This is a genomic window from Sphingobacterium corticibacterium (assembly GCF_004208525.1).
Lineage (GTDB): Bacteria > Bacteroidota > Bacteroidia > Sphingobacteriales > Sphingobacteriaceae > Sphingobacterium > Sphingobacterium corticibacterium.
The window spans coordinates 65,421-77,909 of sequence record NZ_SGIT01000004.1; the positions used below are offsets into that span (position 1 = coordinate 65,421).

General features: G+C 41.8%; 5 protein-coding genes. All 5 read left to right on the forward strand.

The genetic code is table 11. From position 1 onward, the window contains the following. Positions 1-31: 31 nt before the first annotated feature. The 5 genes from EWE74_RS17080 (at position 32) to EWE74_RS17100 (ending at position 12,485) form a co-directional block, all read left to right on the forward strand. Complete coding sequence (locus EWE74_RS17080; RefSeq protein ID WP_130142878.1) at positions 32-4,033, forward strand: hybrid sensor histidine kinase/response regulator transcription factor; 4,002 nt, start codon at positions 32-34, stop codon at positions 4,031-4,033. Positions 4,034-4,053: 20 nt separating this feature from the next. Further along, on the forward strand, positions 4,054-5,559 hold the full coding sequence (locus EWE74_RS17085) for a sulfatase (protein WP_130142879.1): 1,506 nt from the start codon (positions 4,054-4,056) through the stop codon (positions 5,557-5,559). 355 nt (positions 5,560-5,914) lie between these two features. Beyond that, complete coding sequence (locus EWE74_RS17090) at positions 5,915-9,109, forward strand: SusC/RagA family TonB-linked outer membrane protein (RefSeq protein WP_130142880.1); 3,195 nt, start codon at positions 5,915-5,917, stop codon at positions 9,107-9,109. A 20-nt stretch (positions 9,110-9,129) separates the two neighbouring features. Further along, on the forward strand, positions 9,130-11,094 hold the full coding sequence (locus EWE74_RS17095) for a RagB/SusD family nutrient uptake outer membrane protein (RefSeq protein ID WP_130142881.1): 1,965 nt from the start codon (positions 9,130-9,132) through the stop codon (positions 11,092-11,094). Positions 11,095-11,132: 38 nt separating this feature from the next. Beyond that, complete coding sequence (locus EWE74_RS17100) at positions 11,133-12,485, forward strand: DUF4959 domain-containing protein (protein ID WP_130142882.1); 1,353 nt, start codon at positions 11,133-11,135, stop codon at positions 12,483-12,485. Positions 12,486-12,489: the final 4 nt, after the last annotated feature.

The window sequence follows — 12,489 nt, forward strand, 5'->3', positions numbered from 1 at the left end:
ATGTTTAATTTATTAGGATTATTGTTTATACATGAATAAATCAGCTATTTTCACTTGCTTATTGTCTTCTTTTTGTATGTTACTTTTCGGTCAAGGACTGAATTTTCGGAAATTGACTTCTGCAGAGGGACTTTCCCATAACACCGTATTTGCTATTGCGCAAGACGATACAGGGTTTATGTGGTTTGGGACAAGAGAGGGGTTGAATCAGTTTGATGGTAATCAAATTAAAAGTTATTACATAAGCATGTCCAAGTTGGGCAAATCAACCAATCATATAAATGCTTTGCAATTTTATCGATCGCAGTTATATGTCGGTACCAAAGAAGGGCTCTATGTATATGATCAAACCCAAGATTCTTTTACCGTTTTGGAACTTCCCGGAATGCCGAACATCACCTTTTTGTTAGAGGATAATGGTGTTATCTATGCAGGGACAAATATTGGCTTGTTTCGGATTTCGGAACAAGTGTCAAGAATCAGTGGCGCTGTTCATGTAAGGGCTATGTGTGTACTTCCAGACAATCGTTTTCTGCTGGCATTGGACAATAAATTAATTATTATCGATCATAATGGCCAGATAGAACGTTCATTTGGGAAGGACGTTTTCGCGCCAATTTCCGCGGATGATTTTATAGTATATCAAATACATCGGGATCCAAAAGGACGCATTTGGTTAGGCACTTCATACGGTATCTATCGCTACGACGATCATCATCAGCGCCTTACAAAACTAAACTTTGCTATCCATGAAAGTATGGAGAATCGAACGGTAAGATCTATAACCAGTGACCAGAAAGATCAATTGTTCATCGGTACTGAAGATGGTTTATACGTTCACCACGTCTTCACCGGTTTAACGTACAATTATCAACAATCATTTCATCGAGAGCCGAACAAGCTAAATGATCAAGCGATTTATTCTACTTTTATCAGCAAAGACGGAGTAGTGTGGCTTGGCACGTATTTCGGAGGCATCAACTATACTACGATAGAGGAGGGTGGTTTTAAGAAAATACTTCCAAGTGATCTCCAAAACGGTTTATCAGGAAAAGCAGTTAGCCAATTAATGGAAGATAGCTTACATCGGGTGTGGATTGCTACGGAAGATGGAGGAATTTCGATTTATGATCCCACAACGGAATCGTTCGAGTACATCAATAAGGAGTCTAAACCTTTCTTTCTTAATTCCAACAACGTCCATACCATCCATAATGATGGTGCCGGAAACATTTGGGTAGGCACATTTTTGGGAGGATTGCATCGTTTTAACATAAAGAACAAAACGACTACGATTTATAAAAAGAGTCCATCGGATCCGCACTCGTTGTCAAACAATCAAGTTTATACGGTATATCGTGATAGCCGGGGAATATTATGGATTGGTACACAGCAGGGGTTAAATTGTTTTGATTACAAGACAGATCGGTTCAATCTTTTTGAACCGAAAGTTCTGGGCGATAAATTCATATATGATATGATCGAGGATAAAAATGGTGATTTATGGTTTTGCTCGCGGCAACATGGTATTTATAGGTATAACCTCAAAACAAAAACCTTCAAACATTATACGAATCAAGGGAAAAATGCACCGTTACTAAGCAATCAGATAGTGAGTGTGTATAAGGACCGACAGGAGCGGTTATGGTTCGGAACTTTAGATGGTGGTGCGTGTGTCTATAACATCGAAAAAGACTCCTTTCAGCATTACACCGCTGAAAATGGGCTGGCAAACAATAACGTATATGGTATTTTGGAAGATAAAACAGGGATGGTATGGCTAAGCACCAATTTAGGGATCTCTAAATGTGACCCAAGAACCGGCAAAATTATAAATTACGACAGGCAACATGGGCTGAGTTCCAACCAGTTTAATTTTAAATCTTTTTTAAAGGCCAGTGACGGAACTTTTTATTTTGGGAGCATCGATGGTCTTAGCTATTTTGATCCTTTAAAAACGGGAATGAGTAGTTCGGCGCAACCGTTAGTGTTTACTGATTTTCAACTATTTAATAAAACCGTACAACCTGATAAAAGCAGTGCTGTTTTAAAGGAACAGATAGTTTATGCTAAAGAGATAAACTTATTATATAATCAAAATGTATTCACCATTAGTTATAACGCTATCGATTATGTTCTGTCTGGCAGCACAAAGTACGCCTACTATTTAGAGGGTTTCGAAAATCAATGGAACTATGTAGGCAACAAAACAAGTGCCACCTATACGAATCTAGATCCGGGTCAGTATGTTTTCCATGTGAGGACATTGGATGATGGAGGAGAACTTTCGCCGATGGAAGCAAAAATTAGCATTAAGGTTTCTCCTCCATTTTATAAAAGTAATCTTGCCTATATTTTTTATACATTTTTGCTCGTAGGTATTATCTGGATGTATACTCGATTTGTGCGCTTTCTACATCAAAAACGTGCTGAAATTCGGCTCGCACATATGGAGAAGGAAAAAATGGAGGCTCTTTCACAATATCGGATCAATTTCTTCACTTTTATATCGCATGAGTTCAAAACACCTTTAACACTCATCCTTGCGTGCATTGACAAGTTCATCTCCGAAAAAGAGATCGATCACAGCGAGCAAACAGACTTGTTGCACATTAGAAGAAATGCATCAAAGTTATTCAGGCTTATTCATCAGTTAGCGGAATTCAGGAAAATCGAAGACAGCAAATTCGCTGTGTTTTTTAGTAAAGCGGATGTGGTTGTATTTGTTCAGCAAATCATCGATTCATTCGAAATTCTAACCCAGAGTAAAAATTTAGCCATAACTTTTTCAGCTAATGTCGATCATTTAGAAGTTTTCTTTGATGCAGATAAGTTGGAAAAAATACTTTCAAATATTCTGTCCAACGCTATAAAACATACGGATGAGGGTAGTATAGCCGTGGTGATGGCGATTCAGGATAATAACAAGACGATCGATTTCTCAGTTAGTGACACAGGGACGGGAATGTCTGCTACTGACTTACACCATATTTTTGATCCTTTTTACAGATCTTTGGAACATAAAGACATTGCGGGCACGGGGATTGGTATGGCTTTAGTGGCTAGTTTAGTTAATAGTCTTCATGGAAAGATTGATGCTTCCAGTGTGCCTGGCAAAGGAACAACTATTTCAGTTCATCTCCCGATATATGATCGACTAGATGAGCAGCAAACAGGAAATAACAATCAGGCAGTAGTTAAGCTGCCTGTTTCAGAGATGCCAATAGCGAGCCATGTCAGCGCGAATATATCTTCTGAAAAATATACATTGCTGCTCGTGGAAGACAACAAAGAATTGCTAAATTTTCTTTCCGAACATTTTCAGGAAGCTTATCGTATTATAAAAGCAAGGGATGGCGCCGCCGCTTGGGACAAGATCAACAAGACGCCACCTGACGTCATTATCAGTGATGTGAATATGCCTAAAACTGATGGTCTGGAATTGTGCCTAAAATTAAAACAACATCCAATGCTTGACCATATTCCAATTATTCTTTTGTCAGAGACTGATGAAGATATTTATCGAATCAACGGCTTGGTTGTGGGAGCTGATGCGTATATCGGCAAGCCGTTCAATTTAAAGGAATTGGAATTTTTGGTTTCCAATATGATAGATTCCCGAATTAAATTAAAAGAACATATTGTGGAGCTCGGAACATTAATGAGTAGCAATGTAGCAAACAATAATCAGAACCAGGATTTTCTAATCAGGCTGAACGCCACTTTAGAGAAGTTTTACACCGATCCAGGGCTATCTATCGAGGATATTGCTGCTGAAATGTGTATTAGCCGCACATCGTTGCACCTTAATCTTAAATCCATACTCCATAAAAGTGCCAGCGAAGTGCTTAACGAGTATAGACTAAAAAAGGCTTTAGTTATGTTGGAAAGCGATATGCCGATCACCGAAATCGCTTATCGTTGTGGTTACAGGGAACTCAATTATTTTAGTCGGGTCTTTAAAAAATTCTACCAACTTTCACCACAAAAATATAAAGAAAGTCATTTTAAGATGATCAATATCAGTTCATAAAATATAATCAATAAATCACCATGAAAACATATTTATATCTTTTGCTTTGCTTTTTAGGCCTTAATTTTTGCACAAACGTAGAAGCTCAGCATACGCCACCGACAGATTCAGGAACAAAAAAATATAATATTTTGTTCCTGATCGCAGATGACCTGCGGACGGATATGGGTATATATGGCCATCCTTTAGCAAAAACACCCAACTTAGATAGTTTAGCAGCGGAAGGTGTATGGTTTGAACAAGCGTATTGCCAATATCCCTTATGCAATCCTTCCAGATCTTCATTATTAACAGGAAAACGACCTACGACAAGTGGCCTTTATGGCAATAGGGAGTGGTTTAATGCGTCATTTCCAGATTGGATCAGTCTCCCTAAATATTTTAAGCAACATGGATACACTACTATTCGGAGCGGTAAGGTCTTCCATGGCGGAATAGATGATACAGAAGCTTGGGATATTGGTGGGGAGCCGCGTCAGTACGGCACTTTGATCCATGCCGATCCTCCTGCTGCAGTCGATTCTCAATCGTATTGGCAGGGGTATACCAGTTCGCCTCCCCGTATCGAACCTTATGCGGCAACAGTACGTTCGGATCAATGGGCATCCCTGACAGGTGAAGAAGCCAAGCAACTGGGCGATACGAAAGTAGCAGACAGAGCCATTCAATACCTGGAAGATCACAAGCAAGCGGAACAACCGTTCTTCTTGGCCTGTGGTTTTTCAAAGCCCCATACGCCGTTCATCGCACCTCAGGAGTTCTTTGATCTATATGATTTGGACAGCATCGTTCTGCCACCCGATTTTTCCTCCTTGCCGGGGATACCCGTTGGTTTCCCGGCCGGATCCATCCGCCGAAGAAACGCCGATTTTTTCGTTAATCGTACAGCGTCGCCACAGGAAGCCAAAGAATACATCCGGGCTTATCTCGCCTGTGTAAGCTATATGGATTGGAACGTAGGTCGCGTGTTGCAGAAGTTGGAAGAATCGGGATTAAAAGAAAATACCATTGTGGTCTTTTGGAGCGATCATGGCTATCAACTGGGCGAAAAGGGAAAGTGGTCCAAAGCCGGTTCGCTGTGGGAACAAGGTACGCGTGTGCCGTTTATTATCCACGATCCACGCGCTAAAGGCAATGGTCAGTCTTCTCCACGCGTAGTGGAGCTACTGGACATTTACCCGACGTTGGTCGACTTATGTGGATTACCCCCCTATGAAGGTCTAGAAGGAGCCAGTTTAAAACCGTTGCTTGATCAACCTGAACAAGCCTGGGAAAGACCTGCTTATACCGTTTGGAGCGAAAATGGGCAAGGTGTTACTGGGATTACGATCCGAACGGAAAAATGGCGGTACGCTGAATTTTTTGGCCACGGAGCAGGGAAATCGTTGACGGATGTAGTGAACGATCCGCATCAATTCATTAATCTTGCGAACGATCAAAAATACGCCGACGTTCTGGACTATTTTCACAGGTTGGCTATCCAACAAGTACATGGTAAGACAGAGCTATCTTCTGTAAACGATTAGATTACAGTATTTTGTTCTTTCTTCAAAAAAAACTACCAAAACAGTAGACTTTAGTGAAAATGTTTCTATATTTGTATCGTTCGTTTCAATTGGCGTTGGCACGGCAGTATTTAAAACATTAAACAGAATATGAAGACTTTCAACCAAACCCTATCCCCGTTAACCCACAAGTACGTGGGTGTTGTCAACCTGTATAGATGCTCGCAGCAAATGCGAATGTGTTGTCACTAATTTCTCTCTCTATATGAATGCGAAAGGGGAAGTTGACGCTTCCCCCTTTTGCTCAATAACAAATAACAAGTATTCAATTGGTCTTGGCACTTGTCTGTAATTTACTATTAAACGTTGCTAAAATATGAAAAAATACGGAGCAATCCCGTATCTGGTTCTTTTCGTACTATCTGTGGGGTGTAATCTTTCGGCGTTGGCACAGGATATCCCCAAACCAATCATTAACGCCTCGTTGGTCGGAACAGTCATCGATTCTGTGTCGAAGCAGCCTATAGAGGGCGTTACGGTACAGCTGGAAGCTGTTACGCACCAGGTCAAGACAGATTGGGAAGGAAAGTTCTCCTTTGTAACCGGACAAAAGCTTCCAGTCACCTTATTGTTGTCCGCGGTGGGTTATAATTCGAAAACTATTATTGTTGAATCCTCTCCGGCGATTATTGAATTGTCTCCTTCTTCAGAAGATTTGGACGAAGTTACTGTCGTCGCTTTTGGACAGCAGAAGAAGGGAAGTGTCGTTTCATCCATCCAAACGATTGATGCGAAAGAATTACGGATTCCGTCAAGTAATTTAACAACTTCCTTTGCAGGCCGTATAGCGGGTATGATATCCTATCAGACAAGCGGTGAGCCTGGACAGGATAATGCTAATTTCTTTATTCGGGGTATAACATCTTTCGGATCAGGTAAAGTAGATCCACTTATTTTGATCGATAAAGTGGAAATGACGACGAATGATCTGGCTCGTTTGCACCCTGACGATATCCAAAGTTTTTCTATTCTTAAAGATGCGACCGCTACCGCCCTTTATGGTGCTAGGGGAGCAAATGGTGTTATTCTAGTCAACACCAAAGAAGGAAAGGAAGGTAAAATATCTGTTTCTGTGCGGATGGAAAACTCATTGTCCTCCCCAACGACAAAGATTGAGATGGCTGATCCTATTACCTATATGCGGCTCAGTAACGAAGCCATTAGCGCGCGTACCTTAGGCGATCAACAACCCTTACAGGCATTTTCTGAAGAACGTATTGCGAATACGATTGCACAGACCAATCCTTATGTTTATCCAGCTGTAGATTGGATGGAGATGTTGACGAAAGATGTAACATCCAATCAGCGTGTGAACTTGAATGTTACCGGAGGAGGGAATATAGCCCGATATTATATCACAGGATCATTTACGCAAGATAATGGTGTGTTAAAAGTGGATAACCGGAACAATTTTAATAATAACATAGATCTGAAAAAATATACATTAAGATCCAATATTAATATAAATCTGACCAATACCACAGAGGCCCTAATACGTGTACAGGCTGCATTTGATGACTACAATGGCCCGATTACCGGTGGTAACGAAATGTATAATAAAATACTCCAAGTCAGCCCGGTTCGCTTTCCTGCATATTACGAACCCGACAGGAATTATGCCCACAGCAATCATATTCTCTTTGGCGGTTCAACAACCCGATACATGAATCCTTATGCCGAGCTGGTAAAAGGTTTTCGGCAACAAAGCACAACAAACATGTTGGCACAATTTGAACTCAAACAAAAATTAAATCAATGGGTAGAAGGATTGGAAGCCCGGGTACTCGGAAATACCGTACGATATTCAACATTTGGTTTATCCCGATCGTACAGCCCTTACTTCTATCAGGTGTCAAGGTATGATCAGGCTAATGATGAATATTTTTTAAGAGAATTAAATTCGGAAGGTGAATTTGCAGGGAGCGAAGCATTGAGTTATAATCCTGGAAGGGATAAAAATACGACTGTGACGAGTGCCTTTTACGCCGAGGGGTCTGTGAATTACAATAGAATTTTTGGTAAACATGATGTCAGTGGAATGGTGGTGTCTATTCTCAGGAATTCACTTACTACTGATGCTCAAACTCTTGCGGAATCGCTGCCTAGAAGAAACCTTGGTGTTTCTGGCCGTTTTACTTATGGATATGACAGTCGATATTATACGGAGTTTAACTTTGGCTACAACGGATCGGAGAAGTTCGATAAAGGGCATAGATGGGGTTTCTTCCCTTCTGTGGGTGTCGCTTGGAACGTTTCCAATGAGAAATTTTGGGAGGAAAGTGATTTTCTGAGTAGGTACATTAATAAATTAAGGGTACGGGGTACGTATGGCTTAGTGGGGAACGACGAAATAGGAGATGTTCGCTTTTTTTATATTTCCCAGATTGAGTTAAATGGAGGGAACGGATATCCTACAGGTTTCAGCTCAGCGTCGGGAAAAAATCTCAGCGGAGTAAAAATACTCAATTATCCTAATTCGCTGATTGGGTGGGAAAAGGCATATAAAACCAACATAGGCATTGAGTTGGGGCTGTTCAATAGAAAAATCGATATCCTTGTAGATCTGTTCAACGAACATCGGACTAACATTTTGCAATATCGTGCGGATTTACCGAGTACGATGGGACTTTGGAGCACACCTCAGGTAAACGTTGGTGAGGCGCAAGGTAGGGGCGTCGATGCGTCACTAGATTACAACCATACTATTAATAGAACCACCTGGTTAACAGCAAGGGCAAACTTTACCTATGCCCGGTCAGTATTTAACTTTTATGAAGAACCGGACTATAACAGAGCTGGCCAGTCTTGGCGTTCGCGGAATGACAGACCTATATCACAGACCTGGGGTTATATTGCCGAAAGACTATTTTTGGATGAAGCCGACGTTGCCTATTCAGCAAGGCAGGAGTTCGGCGAGTATGGTCCGGGAGATATCAAATATAAAGATATAAACGGTGATAACCTGATTAATGAAGCGGATTTGGTGCCGATTGGTTACCCCCAAACGCCTGAAATCAACTATGGATTTGGCCTGTCTTTTGGACATAAAAATTTGGATATCTCTTTTTTCTTTCAGGGATCGGGAAATTCATCTTTCTGGATTAATGCCAATAAAATGTCGCCATTTGTGATTAGTTACGACGCCAACGAAGTGGCAACAGAGACGGGACTGGCAAAGTTTATAGCGGATGATTATTGGTCCGAAAATAATCAAAATCCCTATGCCGTCTGGCCCAGATTATCCAATTATATTATTAATAACAATACACAAACAAGTACTTGGTTTATGCGAAACGGAAAATTTTTGCGCTTGAAAAGCGTGGAGATTGGCTATAACATTCCATCCCGCTGGATCAGCGGATGGAATCTTAAGAACGTCCGTTTTTACGCCAGTGGACTGAACCTAGCTTCGTTTTCAGATTTCAAGCTTTGGGATGTCGAAATGGGTGGAAACGGATTTAATTATCCGCTTCAACGCGTCGTCAACCTCGGCTTCAACGTGTCTTTCTAACTTTATAATCAACTGTGACAATGAAAAATAACATAAAAAAAATTGTTGTGGGCATAAGGATCGCATTGTTGTCATCTATCCTGTCTTCCTGCAATTATTTAGATGTCGTTCCGGACAATATAGCTACAATAGATCACGCATTTTCAGATAGGGCACATGCAGAAAGCTATCTTTACGGATGTTATTCATTTTTGCCGACCTTTTCCACACCTAACCATAGCCCAGTTTTCTTTGGTGGCGATGAAGCCTGGCTATTTAACGAGGTAAATACATCCGTACTGAATATTAGGGGCTGGAGAATTGCTCGAGGGGAACAAAATACAAATACGCCGATCTTCAACTATTGGGCGAGCAACCAGGATGGTTTTAGTAAAGATGGCGGCATATCTATGTTTACGGCAATACGTGATGTAAACATCTTCCTGGAGGAAATCCATAAACCCGGAGATCTTACTATTAATGAAAGAAATCAGTGGATTGCGGAAGCCAAGTTCCTGAAAGCATTTTTCCATTTTTGGTTGTTGCGGTGTTATGGACCTATTCCAATCATCGATACAAATCTTCCGATCAGTGCGGAAACGGAAGAAGTACAGGTTTACCGTGAACCCGTCGACTCTGTGGCTAATTATATCGCGCGTCTACTGGACGAAGCAATTGTAGATTTACCAGAAGTTTCTCCCAATTTTATCTCGGAAATGGGGCGAGCTACAAAATCTATTGCCGCAGCTGTGAAGGCGCAGACACTCGTACTGGCTGCAAGCCCGTTGTTCAACGGAAATACTTATTATGATAATCTGGGAACTACGGACTCCCGTGGTGTAGAAATTTTCCATACAGGAGGTTACAAGTCCGAAAAGTGGGTGTTGGCCGCGACTGCAATCGAATCGGCAATAGCATATGCGGAAAGTGCCGGCCATGTTTTATATGACTTTAGAACATCCAGCGAGGCTGCTTTTGTGCATCAGCCAACGATACATGCCATGCAGTCGAGAGGCGCCGCAACAGATCATTGGAATCCGGAAATCATTTGGGGACAATTACCCAGGGACAATCCTGATCTGATCCAGCGCATGAGTTTTCCGCCATTCACCGAGGCCAATAAATCCGTCAATTTGCTGATGTCCTATGCTCCGCCGCTACATATCGTTGAGCAATTTTACAGTAGAAATGGAGTTCCTTTAGAAGAAGATGAAGATTGGCAGGAGAAGGACTGGTACGGGCTCCGTACAGCTAGTCCCTCAGACGAAGGACACAAATATTATATTCAGGATAATTTCCAGACCGTCAATCTTCATTATGACCGCGAGGCTCGTTTTTATGGAGCGATCTCATTTGATGGAAGTCTGTACTACGCCAATGGTGCATTTGATGACACTAGGTTGAGCCCTACGTTGTTCAGACATGGAACATTGGGTGGCTTCGTTTATGACCGTCATTCCGCAACAGGATATCTGCAGCGCAAAATGATCAACATCAATACATCGATGGCTGAGGCAGCTACTGCTCCGGTCTATTTTCGATACGCATTTCCTGTAATACGGTTGGCAGACTTGTATCTATTGTATGCTGAAGCATTGAACGAAGTAAAGGCACAACCGGACGAGGAGGTCTATTATTATATCGATGTGATCCGGGAGAGAAGCGGTCTGGAAGGAGTTGTGGATAGCTGGAACGCCCATGCTGTAGTCTCAAAAAAAGACAAGCCTCGGACAAAAGAAGGACTACGCGAAATCATTCGGAGGGAGCGTCTGATCGAACTGGCTTTTGAGGGAAGCCGCTTTTGGGATTTAAGGAGGTGGAAACTGGCAGAACATTATCTGAACGAGCCGATCCGCGGACTAAATATTTATGGTGAAACTGCTAATGAATTTTATAGACAAGTGACTCTTTACCAGACGAATTTTCGACAAAAAGACTATTTATGGCCGTTGAGACAGGGCAATCTGCTAAGAAACGATAAGCTAGTTCAAAATCCCGGATGGTAATAAGAATAACAGCTCATTAAAATAAAAACGTTAATAATATGACTATAATTAATCATTATATTATTCGGTCCGCTATATACGTTTTCATGGTATTGGTGTTTGCCCAATGTAGCAAATTGCCGGATTTTGAAAATAAGGAAATTGATAATGTGCCTCCTGGACAGGTTGCAGTGATCAAGCAGGAAAATATCGGTGGAGGTGCAATTATCTGGTATTCACTGCCGGAAGACGACGACCTGCTAGGCGTAATCGCCCGTTATTCCCGATCTGGAGAGCAAGATGGGTACGTGGAAACATATGCCTCGGTATTTACCGATAGCATCCGGTTGGAAGGTTTCCCCGACACAAATCCCACAACCGTACAATTGATCACTGTAGATGAAAGCAGAAACAGATCCGAACCTGTGGATGTACAGATTACACCTTTGACGTCTCCATTAGAAGAGATAAGAAACTCACTGCGAGTGGACGCCTCCTTCGGTGGAGTACTGGTCAATTGGTCAAATTTACACCGTTTTAATATTGGCGTATTCCTATACGCTGAAAACGAATCTACTGGCTTACCAGAGGATTTGAGTTACTTTTCAAGCGCAGAACAGGGTACTTATATCTTTAAAGGCTTCGAAAATAAAAGTACGAGGTTTACTATACAGATAAAAGACAAATGGGGAAATCTTTCGACGCCATTGGACACAACCTTAACCCCTCTTCAGCGGATCAAAATCCCATCAAAAAACGCGAATGGATTCTTGTGGAGCCAGTATGGATTTGAAGATGGGAGCAGCAGATGGCGAGGTGATCTATCAACAAGAGGCGGACAGAATTATTTTACCAATATGTTTGATGAAGTTCCTGCCACCTTTTACGGTGGAGGCGTAAACAATACGCCTTCAACCTACATTCCTGGTTCTGGCAGTAATCAGTTAGTTCCACTTTACTTCACGATTGATCTGGGCAAAACATTTGTCATCAGCGACCACCGGCTATGGCACGATCCGGGCAACGAGCTGGCTGGGCAGAATATGAAATCTTATGAAATCTGGGCGACTAATGAAAGGCCGAAACAACCGAGTGATTTTCCGAATCAACTGGCAAGCTTAGCCTACTGGACGAGTTGGAGCGTTTTTGGTGGTACAGATGCTTGGAAGAATGAAGGTGGATGGATCAAAATCGCGGAATGTGAGACGAAACCTTATTCTGGTGCTACGGCACCGACCAATGCAGACAAAGTACATGCTGCAGAGAACGGGTTTGCTTTCGATATTTTTCCTGAATATACGGGTATTCCGTTTCGGTATATCCGAGTTGTTTCTGTACTCCCGATGTGGAATGGAAATACGAATCCTCGTATTGCTGAATTTGAACTGTACGGTGCCCCGTTCGATAATTAAAATA